20 protein-coding genes and 2 pseudogenes are annotated in these 20,807 nt (G+C 41.1%); 14 read left to right on the top strand and 8 right to left on the bottom strand.

Features of this window, described 5'->3' with window-relative positions; translation table 11 throughout:
• The first annotated feature begins 110 nt into the window (after positions 1-110).
• From AC1DE7_RS19275 to AC1DE7_RS19260, 4 genes are all read left to right on the top strand, one after another.
• Positions 111-593, top strand: a complete 483-nt coding sequence (locus AC1DE7_RS19275; RefSeq protein ID WP_253508776.1) for a MarR family transcriptional regulator — start codon at positions 111-113, stop codon at positions 591-593.
• Positions 594-613: 20 nt separating this feature from the next.
• Positions 614-1,189, top strand: coding sequence for a nitroreductase family protein (locus AC1DE7_RS19270; protein ID WP_253508778.1), 576 nt, complete (start codon positions 614-616; stop codon positions 1,187-1,189).
• A 17-nt stretch (positions 1,190-1,206) separates the two neighbouring features.
• Entirely contained in the window at positions 1,207-1,692 is a 486-nt protein-coding gene (locus AC1DE7_RS19265) for a nitroreductase family protein (RefSeq protein WP_253508780.1), read from the top strand.
• 184 nt (positions 1,693-1,876) lie between these two features.
• Positions 1,877-2,023, top strand: coding sequence for a hypothetical protein (locus AC1DE7_RS19260; protein WP_179087923.1), 147 nt, complete (start codon positions 1,877-1,879; stop codon positions 2,021-2,023).
• A 506-nt stretch (positions 2,024-2,529) separates the two neighbouring features.
• On the opposite strand, the gene AC1DE7_RS19255 is transcribed toward AC1DE7_RS19260, so the two are convergent.
• Positions 2,530-3,474: an NAD(P)-dependent oxidoreductase gene (locus AC1DE7_RS19255; protein ID WP_477534980.1), complete on the bottom strand. Its 945-nt coding sequence runs from the start codon at positions 3,472-3,474 to the stop codon at positions 2,530-2,532.
• A gap of 175 nt (positions 3,475-3,649) precedes the next feature.
• Here AC1DE7_RS19255 and AC1DE7_RS19250 point away from each other — a divergent pair.
• Positions 3,650-3,952 (top strand): annotated as a pseudogene (locus AC1DE7_RS19250) (MFS transporter); the annotation flags it as partial.
• 52 nt (positions 3,953-4,004) lie between these two features.
• Here the strand turns inward: AC1DE7_RS19250 and AC1DE7_RS19245 are convergent.
• The 4 genes from AC1DE7_RS19245 to AC1DE7_RS19230 all read right to left on the bottom strand — a co-directional run bounded on the left by AC1DE7_RS19245 (position 4,005) and on the right by AC1DE7_RS19230 (position 7,703).
• A complete protein-coding gene (locus tag AC1DE7_RS19245; protein ID WP_036671491.1) occupies positions 4,005-5,561 on the bottom strand; it encodes a glycine betaine uptake BCCT transporter in 1,557 nt (518 codons plus the stop codon).
• Between the two features lie 261 nt (positions 5,562-5,822).
• A complete protein-coding gene (locus AC1DE7_RS19240; RefSeq protein ID WP_036615356.1) occupies positions 5,823-6,248 on the bottom strand; it encodes a MarR family winged helix-turn-helix transcriptional regulator in 426 nt (141 codons plus the stop codon).
• 132 nt (positions 6,249-6,380) lie between these two features.
• The gene (locus AC1DE7_RS19235; protein ID WP_047843193.1) at positions 6,381-7,019 is read right to left on the bottom strand and encodes a nitroreductase family protein; all 639 of its coding nucleotides are present in this window, start codon (positions 7,017-7,019) and stop codon (positions 6,381-6,383) included.
• Positions 7,020-7,289: 270 nt separating this feature from the next.
• Positions 7,290-7,703, bottom strand: a complete 414-nt coding sequence (locus tag AC1DE7_RS19230) for an Lrp/AsnC family transcriptional regulator (RefSeq protein WP_127549329.1) — start codon at positions 7,701-7,703, stop codon at positions 7,290-7,292.
• A 141-nt stretch (positions 7,704-7,844) separates the two neighbouring features.
• Between AC1DE7_RS19230 and AC1DE7_RS19225 the strand changes: the two genes are divergently transcribed.
• The 3 genes from AC1DE7_RS19225 (at position 7,845) to AC1DE7_RS19215 (ending at position 10,975) form a co-directional block, all read left to right on the top strand.
• The gene (locus AC1DE7_RS19225) at positions 7,845-8,609 is read left to right on the top strand and encodes an MBL fold metallo-hydrolase (protein WP_127549327.1); all 765 of its coding nucleotides are present in this window, start codon (positions 7,845-7,847) and stop codon (positions 8,607-8,609) included.
• 23 nt (positions 8,610-8,632) lie between these two features.
• Positions 8,633-9,817: an MFS transporter gene (locus AC1DE7_RS19220; RefSeq protein WP_127549325.1), complete on the top strand. Its 1,185-nt coding sequence runs from the start codon at positions 8,633-8,635 to the stop codon at positions 9,815-9,817.
• A gap of 222 nt (positions 9,818-10,039) precedes the next feature.
• Positions 10,040-10,975 (top strand): NADP-dependent oxidoreductase, encoded by a 936-nt coding sequence (locus tag AC1DE7_RS19215; protein ID WP_127549323.1) that lies wholly within the window; start codon positions 10,040-10,042, stop codon positions 10,973-10,975.
• 124 nt (positions 10,976-11,099) lie between these two features.
• On the opposite strand, the pseudogene AC1DE7_RS19210 reads toward AC1DE7_RS19215, so the two are convergent.
• Positions 11,100-11,210 (bottom strand): annotated as a pseudogene (locus AC1DE7_RS19210) (GlsB/YeaQ/YmgE family stress response membrane protein); the annotation flags it as partial.
• Positions 11,211-11,367: 157 nt separating this feature from the next.
• Between AC1DE7_RS19210 and AC1DE7_RS19205 the strand changes: the two are divergent.
• The 3 genes from AC1DE7_RS19205 to AC1DE7_RS19195 all read left to right on the top strand — a co-directional run bounded on the left by AC1DE7_RS19205 (position 11,368) and on the right by AC1DE7_RS19195 (position 14,311).
• On the top strand, positions 11,368-12,075 hold the full coding sequence (locus AC1DE7_RS19205) for a response regulator transcription factor (protein WP_127549319.1): 708 nt from the start codon (positions 11,368-11,370) through the stop codon (positions 12,073-12,075).
• A gap of 71 nt (positions 12,076-12,146) precedes the next feature.
• The gene (locus AC1DE7_RS19200) at positions 12,147-13,511 is read left to right on the top strand and encodes a sensor histidine kinase (RefSeq protein ID WP_477534979.1); all 1,365 of its coding nucleotides are present in this window, start codon (positions 12,147-12,149) and stop codon (positions 13,509-13,511) included.
• Between the two features lie 104 nt (positions 13,512-13,615).
• Positions 13,616-14,311, top strand: coding sequence for a hypothetical protein (locus AC1DE7_RS19195; RefSeq protein ID WP_340935854.1), 696 nt, complete (start codon positions 13,616-13,618; stop codon positions 14,309-14,311).
• A 107-nt stretch (positions 14,312-14,418) separates the two neighbouring features.
• Here AC1DE7_RS19195 and AC1DE7_RS19190 read toward each other — a convergent pair whose 3' ends face one another.
• Positions 14,419-14,988 (bottom strand): TetR/AcrR family transcriptional regulator, encoded by a 570-nt coding sequence (locus tag AC1DE7_RS19190; protein ID WP_076327468.1) that lies wholly within the window; start codon positions 14,986-14,988, stop codon positions 14,419-14,421.
• 165 nt (positions 14,989-15,153) lie between these two features.
• On the opposite strand from AC1DE7_RS19190, the gene AC1DE7_RS19185 reads away from it, so the two are divergent.
• The 3 genes from AC1DE7_RS19185 to AC1DE7_RS19175 all read left to right on the top strand — a co-directional run bounded on the left by AC1DE7_RS19185 (position 15,154) and on the right by AC1DE7_RS19175 (position 19,706).
• On the top strand, positions 15,154-16,659 hold the full coding sequence (locus AC1DE7_RS19185) for an FAD-dependent oxidoreductase (RefSeq protein WP_282322164.1): 1,506 nt from the start codon (positions 15,154-15,156) through the stop codon (positions 16,657-16,659).
• 424 nt (positions 16,660-17,083) lie between these two features.
• Complete coding sequence (locus tag AC1DE7_RS19180; protein WP_282321254.1) at positions 17,084-18,508, top strand: glycoside hydrolase family 1 protein; 1,425 nt, start codon at positions 17,084-17,086, stop codon at positions 18,506-18,508.
• 25 nt (positions 18,509-18,533) lie between these two features.
• Positions 18,534-19,706, top strand: a complete 1,173-nt coding sequence (locus AC1DE7_RS19175; RefSeq protein WP_282321253.1) for an MFS transporter — start codon at positions 18,534-18,536, stop codon at positions 19,704-19,706.
• A gap of 92 nt (positions 19,707-19,798) precedes the next feature.
• On the opposite strand, the gene AC1DE7_RS19170 is transcribed toward AC1DE7_RS19175, so the two are convergent.
• Positions 19,799-20,551 carry a MurR/RpiR family transcriptional regulator gene (locus AC1DE7_RS19170; RefSeq protein ID WP_282321252.1) on the bottom strand — a complete coding sequence of 251 codons (753 nt, stop codon included), beginning with the start codon at positions 20,549-20,551 and terminating at the stop codon, positions 19,799-19,801.
• Between the last annotated feature and the right edge of the window lie 256 nt (positions 20,552-20,807).

The raw sequence follows: 20,807 nt of genomic DNA, 5'->3' as shown, positions 1-20,807 counted from the left end.
TCATTCATGATATATTGTTAACCAGTAAACTAAATATAAGAATTTATTTAGAATAACTCTATTTTTTAAAGAATATTTTTGTTTACAAGTAAATAAGGAGCGATCAAAGAATGATCTCAAAAGATAGAACAAAACAGTTGCTTTATGACCAATTTATCCGTTTTTTACATGTGTATGAGAACCACAAGGATACAGAAATCGAGCATTTCCTAAGTATCGCCCAGCGAGAAAGCATCGAGAAAATCCCTCAGCATTTGACCGCGGTTCATATGATAGATTGCATAGGCAAAAATGAGCCCATTAACAACACGGGTATTGCTGAGGCGATGAATTTGTCCAAAGCAAGTATCACCAAAATTGGAAACAAACTGTTAGAGGAAGGATTCGTCAAACGTACGAAAATGAACGACAACAAAAAGGAGAGCTATTTTCGGTTATCATCGCAAGGCAAAAAAATCTTTGAACTGCATGAACGTCTTCATATACATGAGGCTGAGCGCTTCTATCGTACTCTCGACAAATATTCGGAAACGGAGCTAAAAGTAATCCATCAATTTCTTCAAGACAGCAGTATAAATATTGAATCCAGATAGAACAAAGGAGAGTGAAGCATATGAGTCTGGCGGAATTGATCAGGGAGCGCAGGAGTATTCGTAAATGTAACTCTACGCCGGTGGACCAGGAGTTAATTGTAGAATTACTGCGTAAGGCTACAAGGCTTCAACCATTTGTTGAGTCTGGCTCATGGCGTGTAGTTTATGCCGGAACTCCAGAAGCACGCAAACGGTTGGTGGACTGCATGCTGGAACAGATGTCACAAAGCAAGCTCGGCAAGCTGATTCCAGGGAAACTTCTGGATGTTTTTAAAAAGAGATTTACCGATATTCCTGCGCACGTCATTGTTATGTCGACTGTAGGACCGAATCGTCTGACCAATGACCGTAATTATGCGGCTGCCTGCGGGGTGATGCAGAGCTTCCAACTGTTGGGCTGGGAACGAGGGTTAGGAATGTTGTGGGATACAGAGTCCATGATTCAGCATGAAGGGTTCTTCAATGGAATTGGCTTATGTGAGGATGAAAGATTTGTTGGTATTCTTCATATAGGATATTACGATAAAGCACCAAGAAGTCGGAAAAGAACACCAGCCGAGCAGAAGTGGACCGTATTGCGAGGACAGTCTACATAGAAGAGGAGGATGTAAAAATGAAATTGTCAGATTTGGAAGGAGACATGGACGGTCCGAGTGAGTTTTTGGATCAACCGGTATCGCAGGATCTAATCCTTGAGTTGCTCAATCATGCCGTATGGGCGCCAAATGATGGCCTCCGAGAGCCGTGGCGATTCATCTTTGCTGATAACCCGTATGGGGACATCATGCAGGGATTACAGAATCAGGCTCCTGCGTATCTTCTGGTCTTGGTGAAGGAAGAGGCGGATCAATATAAGCGGGAAGAGGACTTTGCAGCTGTCTGCTGCCTAATTCAGAATTTCCGCTTGCTGGCTCATGAGCAAAGTCTGGGTGTGCGCTGTACCTTGCATGACTGGATGTACGACCCGAGCCGTACTGAAATGTTTGGTGTACTAAGTAACGAGCGCATTGCTGCGGTTCTGGAATTGGGATACGGTGCAAATCAGTGGAAAGGAAATACGAAGTTACCTGAGACTCAACTTCATTTTGAACTGCTGTAAGGTGGGAACGATGGGATGAGACTCCAAATGGAAAAAATTGTTTTACAATCATTGTCAGTACGTTATACTACAATCATTAGGTGAATTACTCAATAAAAAAGTGAAATATTGTAATTGATTAGTCACCCACGGCTCGTCATCGTCTTGAGCCACTTATTACTTAATAAATATAGGAGGTATGATTATGGTCAAGAAGAAAATGTCCACAGCACTCAGTGCAGCTTTAATCGTTTCTATGCTGGCTACTGGCGTGATAGTCGCTATTCAGGGTACAACAACGTTAGAAGTAGCGAAGTCAGCAGGGGATAAAAAGGTTGAAGTTATTAAATAAAGCATACGTGAGAGACCTGCTAGAAAGTTAAAAGAACCTCATCTCGGTTAACCCGGCTGAGGTTTTTTTCTGTATCATTAGGCATTGAAAAAATGCAGACCTAAGTCCGTGAACGCTTGACCACCATTTACCTTGACGCAAAGTCCAATCTAATGTACACGGAACTGGAAATGACCAACCAGGAAAAACGGCAATCCAAGCAGTCACAATTAGTTGCTTACTACAAAACACCAGATAACGAGTATTAACAGCTCAACATTACGAGAGGTGAGGGAACGCTTAACGCAGGGAAAGATATTAACACTTGGTACCGATTTAACCGTTGGCAATAATAGATCAAACTTCATGAACTTGAATACCAACTTAAGCAAAATCATAAATAGTGGGACAGTTCGAATCAATCTGTATGATGTACCTCTGTCAAGAAAGTGGACACTTACGCTACGGATCTTGCGGTAAATTGCTGTGCAAAACGGGCAGGGGAAAGGTACCCCTACACCAAAACATCATAATTGATTGAGCTTGCTTTCAGGCTCTTCACCATTTTCTACACGTTTTATATTCTTTATAAAGAAATCATATCTTGTTTTATGAAATTTCCGACCATCAGGCATTCCCGCTGTATGGGGAGTAAGTATCACATTACCCAGACTCCGGAGCTCACTGTCAATCGGAAGCGGTTCAGATTCAAACACATCCAGGCATGCGCCTGAAATATCCCCGTTTTTTAATGCATCAATCAAGTCTCTTTCGTTGACAATGCCGCCGCGTGCTGTATTGATAAAAAGAGTGGTGTTTTTCATTTTTTTGAATGCCGCTTTGTTGATCAGTTGTTTGGTTTGCTCATTCAAGGGTACATGTACACTGACTATGTCCGATGTACTTACAAGAGTATCGAAATCCGTCATTTTCACAAAACCATCAGATTGTACAATGGCATTTCTCGCATACGCCAGCACATTCATGTCAAAAACCCTGGAAAACGCAGCTGCTTTTTTTCCAATAGCACCCAAACCGATAATCCCAATCGTTTTGCCCTTTAATTCACTCCCTGTATAGTCCAATTGATTTTCATCCATCTTGTTTTTCATGAAAGTATCAAGAAACGGTATGTTTTTATAATAAGACAATATCAGTGCCATGACGTGCTCGGCCACTGCCTGTGCATTCACTCCTCCAGCATTGGCCACCCAAATGCCGCGCTGTGTACAGGCAGGGACATCCACATTATCAAATCCTGCACCTGTCTGTACCAATTTTAATTTTTTTGCGTTAGAAAGCAGACTGTGATCCACTTTAATATGTTCAGGAATGATTACTTGGCAATCTTCAATATGATGCAGCATTTCTTTTCCGGGCGGAACAATTACAACGTTCCAGTCTTGCGGAAAACACCTTGCAATATTTGATTTTGAGGTCTCGCTAAAATAGCCAACGATGAGAATTTTCATTGCTAAACCACCTTTCATAAGCTATACCATTCTTCAAATAAAACCATTGATGCTCGTCATTTTATCCTTTTAATACAATTTTATCAAGAAAATATCATCACTTCTATTGAACGGGAATGGAAAAGAATCTAGATAAACAATATACTAGCTATATAGTTTTTTTGTTGAGGTGAATAGTTCTAATGTCATTCTGTTGTGGATCGTCATACTCGGAATTGGTGGAGGTTTCGCCTTTAGTTTGGCCATGATGTTTTTCGGGTTGCGTACTGAAAATGCACATCAAGCAGCGGAACTATCTGGCATGGCCCAATCGATCGGATATCTTCTTGCCGCAATCGGTCCAGCCCTTATAGGATATCTGCACGATGCAACAAATAGTTGGAACCTGCCACTTTTCATTCTTCTTGGGGCTTCGGTGTTACTCTTTATAGTTGGTATAAGAGCAACAAGTAATCAAAAAATCAATACCATGAAATAATAAAAAGCCCGCAAGAACGCGGGCTTTTGTTAATTTTAAGATCAAGTACACATTACCTGCCGGAAATTTCATTCAGCGAGATTTCTTGTTCCTCCAGCAGTCGTTTCAGCTTTTGGCGCTGCCGTTTTTCCTTCTGACGGCGCTCTTTGTCCTCAGCCTTTAGAGCCTTGAGCAGGGAGAAACACATACCGATAAGGACAATAGCGAACGGCAATGCGGTTACAATGGATGCCGTCTGGAGGCCAGTTAACCCCCCGCTGATTAGCAGTACTACCGCGATGGAGGACTGCATAATTCCCCAGGTTAATTTCACTCTTGTACTTGGGTCCAGTTTGCCATCTGAAGTGAGCATGCCCAGTACAAAGGTAGCTGAATCAGCCGACGTAATAAAGAAGATCATGATCAGCATTGTGGCGATGAATGCCACGATCGTGCCCAAAGGCAGCTGCTCCAGCATTAGGAATAAAGCGGTTGTCGTATCTTCCTTGACAGCCTCCGCCAGATGAGCGGCATTGAACAATTCCATGTGAAGTCCTGTTCCGCCAAAGACGGAGAACCAGATAAATCCGAAAAGACTTGGAATAACCATGACGTAAATTACAAATTCCTTTATGGTTCTTCCTCTGGATACCCTTGCGATAAAAGTGCCGACAAAAGGAGCCCACGAGATCCACCATGCCCAGTAAAATAACGTCCATGCTCCAATCCAGGTTTCTCTTGAGAACGGCGTCAGTCTCAAACTCATGTTAATAATATTCTGCATGTAACTGCCCAAGGTTGTTGTGAATGTGTCAAATATAAAAGAAGTCGGTCCAGTCACCAATACAAACAACATCAATAACAAAGCTATAACGAGGTTGACGTTGCTCAGAATCTTAATACCTTTATCCAGACCGGAGGTTGCCGAGATTAAAAACAGTACGGTTACAACGATGATAATGACAACCTGAGACAGAGTCGAGTTAGGAATACCGAATAAGTGATTCAGACCCCCGCCGATCTGAAGAGCACCCAATCCAAGCGAGGTCGCAACACCAAAGATGGTGGATATGACCGCCAGAATATCAATAACCTTACCAAGCCAGCCAGCAGCAAGACGCTCACCGATCAGAGGAATAAAGGTGGAACTGATCAGCCCTTTGTATCCTTTCCGGAACTGGAAGTAAGCAAGTGCTAAGCCAATGACGGTATAGATAGCCCAAGGATGCAGCCCCCAGTGGAAAAAGGAATAACGCATTGAAAGTATGGCTGCTTGCGTTGTTTCGGGTACCGCCCCCTCAGGTGCAGATAAATAGTGGGACAGCGGTTCAGCAACTCCCCAGAAAACCAGCCCAATGCCCATACCTGCGCTAAACAGCATGGACAGCCAGGAAACCGTAGAATACTCCGGCTCATCATCGTCATCCCCAAGCCTAATACCGCCAAATCGGCTGAACGCCAGATAGAAAGCAAAGATCAGGAAGAACAGTGTCGCTAGCAAATAAAACCAGCCAAAATTCTGAATAGAGAAGTTGTAGGCAACATTAGCCACATCCGCTAGCTGATCAGGAGCGACGGCTCCCCATATTGCAAACAGTGCAACGATGATAATTGTGATTGTAAATACCATGATGAGACCTCCATTATGTAAGCTTCAGCCAACTGTTTCCTTAGTATGTGCTAGTCCAACTTGTAATATTTCGAAAAGCTAGCTGTTGATAAATTAAAACAAACCGCCATGTAATGAAACACTAAGCGGTTTGTTTTGATCTTGCCTGAATAATATATGGTCTATAATCTCTTGTTAATCTGAGATATTGTATCATCTCATCTAACTAGTTTTATTCATTTATGAAAAGTAATCTGAAGAAGGCTGACTGTCATCGTAAATTTACAGATCCTTCAGATTATATTGCATGCGTGTAAGCATGTCGGTCATCATTGCAACTTCTTCTTCACTGAAATCCAGTATCATCTGATGAAGAAACTGGTTTCGATCCTGTTTGAAATTGGCGATATGTGTTAGCCCTTGTTCTGTTAACCGGACGAAGGTTTCCCGATGATCGTCGGGGTTTCTTCTTCGTGACACCAAACCGTCTGCTTCCAGTTGCTTCAAATGGCGTGTAACAGCAGCACTGTCAATATGAATGGCCTTCTGCAAATGGCTTTGTGTAACTTCTTCATGAAGATAGAGATGATACAGCAGAACGTATCGTGAGGAGCTGATCCCCGTACAACGTTCAAATTTAGGTTTCAGCTGATTGCTTATATTTTTAAGTAATATTAATAAGGTTTCTTGTTCCAGCGAACAATTCATGTTTGCCCCTCCTTGAATGGTGCAGAATGTCTTGAAAAGCTTCATGTAACAAGGGCAGATTCCTTCCAAGACATTCAACAACTAAAGGCAACTATATCACAATGTGGAGACTACTCGCACTATCGCTTTGAATCATGCCCAAAACGTGGTCTCTTCGGCTGGCATACGGTAGGAGGTGTATCCCTCGCTTGCAGCTTTTCCAATTGTCAGTAGCATGACTGGTACATAGCGTTCTTTATCCAAGCCAAACACTTCAGCAATTTGATCTTTTTCATAACCACCGACAGGATTGGTGTCATACCCATGTGCACGGGCAACCAGCATCAATTGCATGGAAACCAGACCGGCATCAAGCATAATGACATCGTTCATTTCAGCATCGGACATGTTGTTATAGATCGGTTTGAATGCCTTCAACTGAAAGTCCTTAACATCTAGTGGCATTAAGCCATGCTCAACAGCTTTTCCATAGATGTTTTCTGCATAATCGAAATTGTTTTTGTCTGCAAACACAGCAATGACAGCAGAAGCTTGAGCGACTTTTTCTTTGTTAAAGCGGGACAGTGGGACGAGTTTTTCTTTTCCCTCTGGAGTATCCACCACAAGGAAGCGCCAAGGCTGCATGTTGATGGAGGAAGGGGCAGTGCTAGCTTCATTGATGATTTGAGTCATTTCTTCCCTGCTGATTTTTACGGATGAATCGTATGTCTTAATGGAGCGACGTCCATAAATAATTTCGTTAAAATCGTTTGTTTGTTGGTATGGTTTCATAATAGTTACTCTCCCTTTATATTTAGTTGAGCCATCAATGTTTGACTAGTCAATTGTTGATAAGTCAAATATAAGCGAAAACTAAGTCCATTTCAATAGTTTTTTTATGTAAAATTATAACAATAACTAACTATCGGGAAACGATAACTCAATTAAATCAAAGGAGGCAGCCGATCAAAATGATCGGCTGCCTTCATTCAACTAAAGAGCAGGATTTTTAAAAACCTTCTTATATACTCTTTTTTAAAAATGGACCTTTTACGTTTTTGTTTACAAGGTTTTATCGATTACAATAGATAATTTGTAGTTAGCATAATGGTTTAACTCTAATAAAAATTGGTTTAAGGCTTCGTTACTTGGAAACCTGCATTCAAGCAGATAGCATCCATCACCGCTTATTTTGTAATTATTTAGGATGTGATTCTCTTTAGCACGAATGAATGAGAGAAAAGGTTGATGGTGTGTATCTTTAATATAGATATTTAGAAATGCATACGTAAAACATCCTAATTTTGCTTGATTAACTTTAATGCTGTATCCCTCTATAACTCCAGTATTCTCAAGTTTTTCTACCCGGGCCGCTGCTGCAGGTCCAGTTAGGTGAACTCTTTCCCCTAATTCTTTCATCGTAATTCGACTATTTTGGCTAAGCTCTTCAATAATTCGTTTATCTGTTTGATCCAAATCAAACACATCTCCTTTAAAAAATAAAGTAAAAAGACCAATACACTTTATTTAATCTGTGTATTTGAAGTTTGCATCTAGTATAAACTTATCATTGTCAACAAACAAAATTAAAAAACAGAAGGAGAATTATATATAAATATGCACATTCAACTGGTTCGAAATGCAACAATCATTGTTCATTATGCAGGTAAAAAGTTCCTAATCGATCCATTACTCGCGGACAAGGGTTTATATGATCCATTCTCGGCGGGGATCAGAGAGGATCTGAGAAATCCTATAATTGACTTGCCCATGTCCGTTTACGATATCGTTAAAGATGTCGATGCTGTTATTCTGACTCATTTGCATCTAGATCACTACGATGATATAGCAAAAGCAGTGCTTCCAAAAGGCACCAAAGTTTTTGTACAAAACGAAGAAGATGCTAAACAAATTGAAAGTGACAGTTTTCAACAAGTAGAAGTACTTACTGAGGATACCGTTTTTGAAGGTATTCAGTTAATTAAAACAAAAGGCGAGCACGGCAGAGGGAAAGATTTATTAAAAATGATGGGACAGGTATGTGGTGTTGTCTTCAAACATGCCAATGAGAAGACGTTGTACCTTGCCGGAGATACAGTATGGTATGAAGGTGTTCGAAAAGAAATCATTTCCCATACTCCTGAGATTATCGTGTTGAACGCTGGAAATAATAGTTTGCATGATTGGGGCTCACTTATAATGGGCAAAGAAGATGTTTACGAGGTGTATAAGGCGGCTCCCAACGCCAAAATTATCTCTGTCCATATGGAAGCAGTTAATCATTGGACATTATCTAGAAAAGAACTAAAAAACTTTGGAGAAGAAAAGGGATTCACATCTAGCTTATTCGTTCCCGAAGACGGCGAATCGTACACTTTTTAATTTGCCCTGCGGGAGGATATGCAATGAATCAAACGAATCCTAAACTGTGGACGAAAAACTTTATTATTCTTTCATCTATCAATTTCATTATGACATTAATTTTCTTTTTATTAAACGCGACCATCACTCTTTATGCAATTAATGAATTTGATGCATCAACCGGCCAAGCTGGTATCGTCGCAGGTATTTTTATCATCGGTTCTTTATTAGGGCGTTTGTTTACAGGACGTCTTATACCTTCCAAAAAAATCTTGATGATCAGCTTATTTTTATTAATTTTAACAACATTACTTTATTTCGTTCATCTCAATGTTAACTTTCTCATATTAAATCGGCTTTTAAACGGGATCACAGTGGGTGTTATCTCTACAATTGTGAGCACGGTTGTTGTATTTAGCCTTCCTGTATCACGAAAAGGTGAAGGGATAAGTTATTTTGCCATTAGTACGGCCCTGGCCACAGGAATCGGTCCATTTATTGGTTTAGTTTTGAGTCGAAATTCAAACTTTGATATGATTTTTTCTTTAAGTCTATTGCTTGGAGTTTTTAGCTTAGCAATCGCATTTTTTCTGAAGTTTCCCGCAACATACAAGATGGAGAACAACAATAAAAAGGGAATAAAAATCTCTGACTTTATTGAGCCAAAAGCAATGCCGATCGCAATTATTATTTTTTTTATGACTTTTTGTTTTTCCGGTATAGTTTCATATTTAAATATTTATGCTTTGGAGTTAGGGTTGATAGACACAGCAAGTTTCTTCTTTATGGTTTATACTTTTTTTGTCTTAATATCACGACCTTTTACTGGACGAATAATGGACAAAAGAGGAGCTAACATTATTATATATCCGGCTCTTATTATATATGGAGTAGGGTTGCTTCTTTTAAGCTCAGTTAACAGTAGCTTTACATTGTTATTGGTAGGAGCATTAGTTGCATTGGGATTTGGTAATATTTCTTCCGTAACTCAAGCCATAGCCATTAATTTGGCTGAACCTCACCGAGTTGGCTTAGCAACTGCGACGTTCTTTATATTTTATGATCTCGGGAACGGATTTGGCCCATCTATTATCGGTTTGATAATTCCAGCTACAGGATATAGTGGTTTGTATGTAATACTCGGATTAATTGTTTTAGCTACATTTTTTCTATATTACATCTTGTATGGAAAGAAAGAAGGTAAAATCCAAAATCAAGTGGTGGACTAAAGAGGTAGTCGGTCAAGAGGACCGGCTACTTTTGTTCAATTTTGGTAGACGATTTCAATTCCTTATTGGCAAACATTAAATAATTAAATATTTTTGCATAATTTTATCATGGTTGTTTAAAAATGAGTAAGGATCATATGCATGAACGCTCAGTGACTAGATACAAATAAATAATCGGAAATAGCACGTAAAAGGCTATTAGCTTAGAGGAGTGATACAGAAATGAAAGCAGTTGTGATTAATCAATATGGAAGTAAAGAAGAGTTAGTTGAGCAGGAAGTAAATAAACCGAGGGCAGAAGCCAATCAAGTGGTTGTAAAATTAGAGGCTACATCCATTAATCCAATCGATTGGAAATTAAGAGAGGGTTACTTAAAAGAAATGTATGATTGGGAATTCCCTATTATCTTAGGGTGGGATGTAGCCGGGGTCATAACTGAAATTGGTTCAAACGTTACCAAATGGAGAGTTGGGGATCGAGTATTCAGTCGTCCTGATACAACACGTTTCGGTTCGTATGCTGAATATACAGCAGTTGATGAGCACCTTCTGGCAAAACTACCTGATTCAATCTCATATGAGGAGGCTGCGGCTGTACCTTTGGCTGGTTTAACAGCATGGCAGGTACTGTTTACTCATGGCGATCTAAAAGAAGGTGAAACCGTACTTATTCACGCTGGAGCTGGTGGTGTAGGTATGTATGCCATTCAATTAGCAAAAAATGCCGGCGCTCATGTTATTACAACAGCAAGTGAAAAAAATCATGAACTTCTTTATTCTTTAGGTGCTGATCAGGTCATTGATTACAAAAAGGAAAACTTTGAAGAGATTCTAAAAGATATAGATTTAGTGTTTGACACGATGGGTGGAGAAGTAGCTGAAAATAGCTATAAGGTGCTTAAGCCAAATACCGGAAGACTGATTACCATTGTTGGTGAACCCAATCATGATACTGCTAAGTCTCACAATGTATTAGCAAAGGGGATTTGGCTACAGCCAGATGGTGATCAATTGCAGAGAATGGCAGATCTGATGGAAGAGAAAAAGATAAAGTCGATTGTAGGGGCCACATTCCCGTTTAGTAGACAGGGGATTTATGATGCACATGCTTTGAGTGAAACTCACCACGCTGTAGGTAAGATTGTCATTACATTTTAAAAACGGACCGTAAGTGTTCATCTTCCATCGATGAATGCTTTCGGTCTTTTTATGTTCATCCTGTACTAATGAACGACGGGATCGGTTTCCGCCTCTCTTTGTTAACGTCTTCGAAAGGCTCCGCAAAACCCGCAATAATGTTCCCAAGTACACCACCCGGTACGTCCCGCCCAATCAAGTTGCCGCTTAACCAGCCAATAAGTCCACCAACAATGAGTACCCAGAGCAGATCCATGGATTTTTCTCCTTTCTTCGAGTTTATTACAAGTTATGTTGGGCTGAGTGGAATATACCTCACCTTCCAGTTGGTGGAGGAATCTAAAGTGTCTGTGCTAAGATGGGTTAATAGTTGATTGAAGCTGGTGAAAACAAGGCTAGATAGGGGTGTACAGTTGAAGAAAATCCTAGTCATTGATGATGAAATCGCAATTCGAGATTTAATTGAGCTGGTGCTAAGGCGAGAAAACTACGATGTGCAGACCGCAGAGGACGGCAAAACGGGCTTGCAGCTGCTCGACTCTTTTCAACCCGATATAGTGGTGCTTGATTTGATGTTGCCTGACTGCTCCGGATATGACCTATGCAAGGAAATCACCGGGAAACGTGCCGTTCCTGTGATCATGCTCTCTGCCAAAAACGAGGTAATCGACAAGGTGTTGGGTCTAGAGCTAGGGGCGGAAGATTACATGACCAAACCCTTTGACAATCGTGAATTGCTCGCTCGGATCAAGGTCATTCTGAGAAGAAACGAGAGCAAGGAGGAATCAAGTGAAGGAACAGAAGTGAAATCTACACGCATCATTCATGAAGAGCTGACATTTGATCTGGAAAGCCGCAGGGTGCTGAAAAACGGTGTACCCGTGTCTTTAACGGCCAAAGAGTTTAAAATTCTGGAAACGTTACTCAAAAGGCCAGACAAAATCTTTACTCGGGATGAGCTACTGCAGATCGGATGGGGATATGACTTTATGGGAGACAGTCGCAGTGTGGATATGACCATCATGCGATTACGGAAGAAGCTGGAGGATAACGCGGACGAACCGAAGTATGTCCGAACGATCTATGGATTTGGCTATCAACTTGGAGGTGGCGAGGCCTGAAGTATGCAACCCGGTTACTGCTGAATTATTTATTTTTCTCCGTGCTGTCCTTTGGCATCATCATTTTTGCGGTGAATAAAGCCATCGATTATTACAGCTTCATTACCATTGAGAAACAGATGATGGAGAAAGCGGATCTGTCCGAGTTGTCCTTCCGTGAGGTGTTATCACAGCATAGCTCATCTTCAGGAGAGCCCCAGACCAAGGAAATTGTCAGACTTGCTCTAGAGAAGCTGAAAGCTTCGGGCAAGGAAGTACGTATCTATGACAGCTCCAAGCAGTTGCTAGGCTTAGCTGTGGATGGCATCATCATTAATGATGGCAAACCTCTTATTTTTGAAAAAAATATTGAGAAAGCCCTGAGCGGCAGTTATGCCTACACCGTAACGGAAGATCATCTGCTTTATTTTGCGACGCCCATTCAGGATCAATTCTACGAGAACGCTTATGTGTATGAGTTCGTGGAGGACATTTCCTACTTTTATGCAATTATGGATCAAATCCGTTATATCCTGTTTGCGGGTGCAGGCGGATTTATTGTACTGATTACGTTATCCAGTCTGTGGATTGCCCGCAACACTACCAAGCCGATTAAACTGTTGCTTAGCGCTACGCAAAGTTTCTCTAGACAGGAGTTTCGGAGAGTTCATCTCAATCGGAAGGATGAGCTGGGCATGCTGGCAGATGGGCTGGATTCCATGGGGCGGCAGCTTCATGATTACATTCAGTACCAGAAACAATTTGTCTCCAACGTATCTCACGAGTTAAAAACACCCTTGGCAGCCATTCGTGGTTTCTCTCAGTACTTGGTTGAAGGGGAGAACGAGGACAAGGAGTTGCAAAAAATCTATGCTCATCTGCTGCAGGAATCGGATCGGCTGACGCGCTTGATCAATGAACTGTTGTTGTTATCCCGATTCGACAAGGCTGGTTCTAACGATTTGGAAGTCGAGAAGACAGAAATGAACGAACTGATTCAGCAAGTCGCAACGAATATGGGTGCCAAGGCCAAGGATAAAGGGATAGAGATCAGAGTTAGTCAGGCGGAGGAAGAACCGGATGATGAGGGTAAGACAAGAGTTTACGCCAACGTAAATCCAATGCTGATGTCTCATGCGATTGCGAACCTTGTGGACAATGCCATCAAATATTCAGGCGGTCCATCGCTAATCCAATTGAAGTTGGAACATACGCCAAGCGAGGTAGTTATACGGATACGTGATCAAGGTATTGGTATCGCGGGCGATGAGCTGGAGCGAGTGCAGGAACGTTTTTACCGGGCGAAAAATGCAAGCACAGCGAACGGTTCAGGTCTTGGGCTTTCTATTTGCAAGGAGATTGTCGAGCGGTTTAATGGTTATATTGACATGGAAAGTCAAATCGGGGAAGGAACAACCGTTACGATTGTGTTGCCCCGTGCGGAAACACGCGGGTAAATAATTAACGTTACAAGATTGGTACATTTCTGTTATGAGACTAACAAATGATTTATTTATAATCACTTCATAAGAACAAATCACACATTTATGGAGGGATCATGATGAAATTGATAAACAAAGCAACAGGTGTTATCGTACTAGGTGCTCTACTAACGGTGGCATTAGCGGGCTGTCAGTCCAATGATGCTACGCCCCCAGCAACCGGACAGAACACAGCGAACGAACAGAGCAAAGGCGAAGGAGCAACAAATGCTCCTGCTTCCGAAAGTTCTGAAGAAAAGGGTACTGAAGCTATTAAGGAAGGTTCGATGGAGAAGGAAGGTAATGTGGTGCTAAAGGAGCTTGCTTTTGTCTATAATGAGCACACCATTGCGATTTCGGATACAGCGAATGAAGATCAGATGGAACAGATGCTGGGCAAACCGGATAACCTGAAATCTCATACGTACAGTGCCGACGATGGAACAAACATGGATACTTTAATCGGTTTTACAGAAAAGGTCTATACGTATCCTGGTCTGGAGATTAAAACAATCAGTATACCAGAGGGAAAACAAGACTCCATCTTTCATATCGAAATCACAGATCCCAAGTACGCGACAGTGCGAAACATTAAAGCAGGAGATAGCCTGGATACACTCAAAAACGCCTACCCTGAGGGGAAACTGCTTGGTGATGGAGCCCCTAATGAGGAGGATGACTTCCGTTACGAGCCATCCAATTATGTGGATGTGATGTCGTTCCATATCAAGGATGCCAAGGTGGAGAGCATTCAGATCTACAGCCTTCTGGACTAATATTAAGCCGAGGGACAAGAACATAACCCTATTGAAGTCGCTATTTTAGCGGCTTTTTTGCTTTGATCGCCATCTTTATGGGACGTGATCTATGAATGAGCTTCATGCTAGTCTAACATGATTTTCTCGTTAACCATTTGATAGTAATACTCATCCATCTGTTCTGCCGTAACATCTTCTTCAAGATGATATATCCACCACGTCACAAGTAAACTAATGACCCCTGAATGATATTCGGCTAAGAGTTCTATGGGAGGTGAAAATGGTTTACCTCTTCTTTTTAATTCCAGAAAATCTCTTCTGGATATATCTCCGATATAGTTTTTGAAAAAGTCAGTAAATCCCTTGTCATTCTTCTGGTTTTGAACAATCGGCTCCAGTAAATTCTCCAACATGAATCTAGATAGGCTTTGCAAGGGCTGCCGAAGCCGATCTTCTATACTCATTTGTAAATAATCCTGAAGAACCCACGTGAGGGTAGCGGATAACAGCGCAAATTTATCCTCAAAATGTTTGTAAAACGTTGTACGGTGAACCATCGCTTTATCACATATCTCATTAATCGTGATATTGCTGAATAGTTTGCCTTGCTCAGATAACAGATCTCTAAAGGCCGTAATTAACAATTTATGAGTCCTGGCAACTCTTAAATCAAGCTTTTTTTCATTGATTTTCATCTACACCACTTCCATATCGTAGTTTAACTATATGCCATCGCTATATTGATTCTTACTATAAAAGAAATTTTGATTATATATTGGTATTATAAGTAATATTTTGATTGATCTACAAGTGTAGATTAAAATCTAATTTCTAGAAAGGATGAATCTTCAGTGTCTGACATGAAAAAAGCTGTGGTGATCGGAGCAGGGATTGCTGGATTAATTACTGCAAGAATGTTAGCTGATTATTATGAGGAAGTATGTGTAATTGAGAGGGATGAATTCCCTTCGGAGCCAAATAACCGACAGGGTGTGCCTCAATCTTTTCATCCACACCGTGTACAACCACGTGGTGGGCTGATTATGGAACATTACTTCCCAGGATACAATGAAGAATTGATTGCATTAGGCGCCATCTCTTCACACGAAGAGAAGCTTGTGGTTACCAATAAATACGGTACATTAGTTAATAAGGAGGATCCTTCTTCATTTAAAATTGCATCAAGCAGCAGAGCCTTGATGGAATGGGTACTACGAAAGCGAATCCAGGAAATCTCTCATATAAGCTTCTTAACGAATACGGAAGTTACGGGGCTACTGGTGTCTGAGGATAAGCGTTCCATTACAGGCATTTATACAAAAGAAAGAAGCGGGGAAAAGTGTGAAAAACAATTCCCAGCTGATATGGTTATTGATGCCTCAGGACGTTCTTCCAAATTAATCAGATGGCTTGAACAGATCGGATTGTCTGTGCCGGAACCGGAGGTGTTGAAGGTATCTCTTGGTTACAGCACCCGCTATTACAAAATTAAATCCTCTATTCCAAACGAATGGGTGATGTCTGATTCAGATCCTGAGCAAGGTATTCGTGCAGGCATATTTACGCGCATTGAGGATGATATCGCTGGACTCATTCTTTTTAACGCAGGAGGAGATGAATATCCTTCAACTCAGCCAGAGGAGTTTCAAGAACAACTCAAACATTTGTTTGCTTCAGATAAAATTGTGGAGTTGATGGAACGGTTGGAGCCTGTGCAAGGTCCGCGCGGATACCGTATATCCGAGTCTGTTCGTCAGCATTTTGAACTCATGGAAGGTTGGCCATCTGGATTACTTGTCCTTGGTGATGCATTTTGCAGCTTTGATCCAATTCATGGACAAGGCATCACCGTTGCTGCGATCGAAGCTGAGACTATAGGAAAATGTTTGGAAGCACAGCGCTTGCATCCCGATCCGCAGTTTGAACGGAACGTATTGCTGCGTATGCAGCAGGCCATCGATCCGGCTTGGTGGCTTAGTTCCGTGGCTGACCTGCGTTGGAGAGGGGTAGAACATGGTGGGCCTTATGAACTGAAAGGAGTGGATTTTGCTCAGAAATATATCAACTTATTTACGAAGAAAGCGATGAAAAAAGCGGATCAGGAAAAAGATAACCATCTCTTTTTTATGCAATTCCTGATGAATGCTTTGATCCTTCCTCCAAGTGAATATTTCAAAGCGGATGTCCTGGACATGATTTTGAACGACAATGGTTCAGAAGAAGAAATGGAATTAAGAGCAGCGCTTCGTATCCAGGATCCGGAATTGTACCAGCAAAAATTAGATGAGGTAATTCCATTATTCCAACTGGACTATGATGAAGAGATTAAGAAACTGCTGGAAACTCTTCAGCCTGCGATGAGCTAATAAAACAACTTAAAAGCTGTGTGTAGGGGTGAGTACAACCACCACAACTAATAGTCGAGAAACCCAGGTGATTCATAGACCTTGGGTTTCTTTCATGTTTGAATGAGGACGTACAATTGAATAACGAGGTGACGGTGCTCGCAAGTGAGGAGGCTGCACCCTGTTTGACCGGAGCCATTCCGCTTATTAAAAGTAAAGTTACCCTCGAGCTAGCATGCAGCAACCCTTTGAAACACTGTGTTACTTTTATGTTACAAATGTGAATCTGTGATACCTTGAACTAAATACGAAATAACATATATTTTATGAATTAATCTATGTAGCATAAGTTGTGCAAACAAATACATGATAAAAAAACCGATAAAGCGGGATTCGTTTTTTATCCAGATCAGCTGAAGGTTTAAAAGAAAGGTGGGCTTACTAAATGAGTCAAACATTTCAATTTCCTAATGGTTTTTTGTGGGGCGGTTCCGTCTCTGCGAACCAAATTGAGGGTGCATATCTAGAGGACGGGAAAGGACTATCCATTTCGGATATCATGCCGCACGGCATTCAGACACCTCCAACAACAGAACCAACAGAGGAGAATATGAAGTTAATCGCAATTGACTTCTATCATCGATACAAGGAGGACATTAAACTCCTTGCCGAAATGGGTTTCAAAGTTTTCCGCACGTCTATCGCCTGGTCCAGAATCTTCCCCAAAGGGGATGAACTTGAGCCAAACGAAAAAGGCCTCCAATTTTACGACAACCTTTTTGACGAGTGCCGGAAATACGGAATTGAACCTCTAGTTACGATCTCTCATTATGAGACTCCTCTACATCTCGTTAGGGAATATGATGGCTGGGCGAATCGAAAAATGATCGGTTTCTATGAACGGTATGTGCGAGCCATTTTCGACAGATATAAAGACAAAGTGAAGTATTGGCTTACATTTAACGAGATTAATTCTATTCTGGAACACCCGTTTGTGGGCGGCGGGATTAACACGCATGCGGATCAGCTTAGCAAACAGGATCTGTACCAAGCGGTTCACCACGAGTTTGTTGCAAGTGCTCTGGCGGTTAAAATAGGGCATGAAATTAACCCTGATTTCAAAATTGGTTGTATGGTCATTGCTATGCCGATTTACCCATTGACTCCTGACCCTAATGATATGATCAAAGTGATGGAAGCTGATCATAAGAATACAGGTTTCACGGATGTCCATGTGCGTGGTTACTACCCAGGCTACATGAAACGTTATTTGAAAGATAACGGAATTACCATTCATTTTGAACCTGGCGACGAAGAAATATTGAAAAACACCGTTGACTTTATTTCCTTTAGCTATTATCAAAGTTGTTGTGAAACGGCTGATCCTGCCAAGCAAATTAAAGGAGAGGGAAACCTGATTGGGGGTGTTCCAAATCCGCTCTTGGGCGCGAGTGAATGGGGTTGGCAGATCGACCCCCAAGGCCTGAGGTACATCATGAATGCGATGTATGACCGTTATCAGAAGCCATTATTCATCGTTGAAAATGGATTAGGAGCCGTAGATGAACTGATTACGGACGGAAATGGTAATAAAACCGTTATTGATGATTATCGCATTAAATATTTGAAGGAGCACTTGCTTCAAGTTGCTGAAGCCATTCAAGATGGTGTTGAATTGATGGGATATGCATCATGGGGTTGTATTGACTTGGTTAGTGCAACAACTGCAGAGATGAAAAAACGGTACGGATTCATCTATGTGGATCGTCATGATGATGGTTCAGGAACATTGGAACGCTATCGTAAGAAGTCCTTCCACTGGTATAAAGATGTCATTCAGACCAACGGGAGCAGTTTGTTTCGAGAATAGCGATAGGCGCTAATGGGAGCAGAAGATGAGAAAAAAAATATTTTTAATTATTGCATTATTTGTTGCTACATTGAATTTGCGCCCAGCTATTAATTCCATATCTCCGCTGTTAGATACGATTCGGGAAGATCTGGGGATGAGTGCTGCACTAGCCAGTTTGCTAACTTCAATACCCGTACTATGTATGGGAGTATTTTCACCTTTTGCCGTCAAAGCAAGTGGGAAATGGGGAATAGAACGAATTATTGGATATTCCCTACTTGTGGTTGGAATCGGAATAGCCATTCGACTATTTACACAGTCTACGTTCGTTTTACTTTTATCTGCATTAATCGTAGGTATCGGGATCGCTTCGATTGGCCCGTTAACTTCAGGTTTTATTAAAAAGTATTTTCCCGATCATGTGCCATCCATGATTGCACTCTATAGTATTGCGATCACTGTAGGGGCTGCAGTTAGTTCAATGGTATCCATTCCCTTAGAGGCATACTTCAATTCTTGGCAGAAAGCGGTAGGGGGGTGGGCGGTAATTGCCTTTGTAGCAGCGATCATTTGGTGGATCATGGTGAAGCCGCGATCTGAATCTGCTCATGTGAGTGAAATAAAAGAACTTCCGCAAATTAAACTTCCTTGGGGAGATAGAAGCGCATGGACGCTTACGCTTTCATTTGGATTAATGGCTATGTTGTTTTATTCTTTTACAGCGTGGCTCCCGTTAATGATTCAGGAAATGGGGTATAGCAAATCCTATGCAACGCTTTGTCTGACCATATTTGTTGTAATCCAAATCCCGATTAGCTTTATACTTCCTGTATTATTGAAAAACTTTCCTTCAAGAAGAGTATGGATGGTTGGTGAATCTCTGTTCATGATTGTTGGTTTGATTTTATTGATGATGAATTTCATACCGATGGTTTCCGTTGTACTCTTTGGAGTTGGAGCAGGGGGCTTGTTCACTTTAAACCTGATGTTACCGATTGATTCTACAACCAATGTGAACGATGCAACTTCCTGGTCAGCGATGCAGCAATCTGCCGGGTATGTTATTGGAGCGATGGGTCCAATATTGCTGGGTTGGATTCATGATGCTTCCAATAGTTTCACACCTGCTATGATTGGAATGATTGTGATCATCATCCTAATGATTATGACGCAAATTGCAGCAACACGAGGAAAAAAAGTAATGGAAAGCGTCTAACGTAGTCATCCCATAGAGAGTCATTAAGACTGAAAAGAGAGCCTAGAGGGCTCTCTTTCTGGTGCGTGTTTATAAAAAGATCGAGTTCTCTCTCATAGCTCTAATTCTGTATTTACCATTTCTTTGAAAACCTCTCGTCCCAGCCATTCTAAAAGGAACGCAACAGGAACCTGAGTGGTGATGTTAGTGGATTCATAATACTCTTCTTTTACATAATAAGGGATATTCACATCTGATATTTTAGCCATGGTGGATTGGCGATTGTTTGTTATCGCCACAATTTTATTTTGCTCCTGCTTGATCCGTTGGAGATAAGGTAGAACATACGGGTTTTCACCTCGCGTAGATAATGCAATCGTAACGCTGTCTTTTTGCATTTTGATATGAACAGGATAATGAGGATCTTTTATGTACACGGAGCATATCCCTAGATTTGAGAAAAATCGGGCTCCATACTCACCCATTATTCCGGAGCTCCCGATACCAATAAAAATGACGCTACTGGCTTTAGCAATTAATTTTGCTGCCGTTTGAATTTTTTCCTCCAATTCAGGAGATTGAGAACGTTCAAAAAACTCATACACAGCATGATGTGGACTTTTTAACTCCTGCTTCGTTAGTTTATCTTTTTGGGAAACGAGCATCTTAAGTTTTACTTTGAATTCCGAAAATCCCTCACATTGATTCTTTCTGCAAAATCGCATAATGGTGGCTGTAGATACATGAGTTTCATCGGCCAGCTCTCTAATCCGCATGTACGCCACTTTTTCCATGTTCTGAGAAATATAGTTATATAAAGATAGCTCCAATTCATTATAGGATGAGATTTGTTCACTGGTGAACATGGATATGCACTCCCTTAGACCATAATAAAAATAATAGGTAACCTGCTTAGGCAGTATACATTACCTGTATTCAAAAAACAACACGTTACATTTTTGTTACAAAAATCATTTCGTGTCAAAGGAAACTAAACACTTAAACAATATATATTTTCTTCTCTGTTCTGAGTAACATGACGTTATAACATATGTTTCGCACTTCCATTATAGCTGGCTAGACGCGTCCATGGTCAGAGAACGAAGGTGGCAACGAATAAAC

The organism is Paenibacillus sp. 10L310 (assembly GCF_056395745.1).
This window is presented reverse-complemented; position numbering and strand designations above follow the sequence as displayed.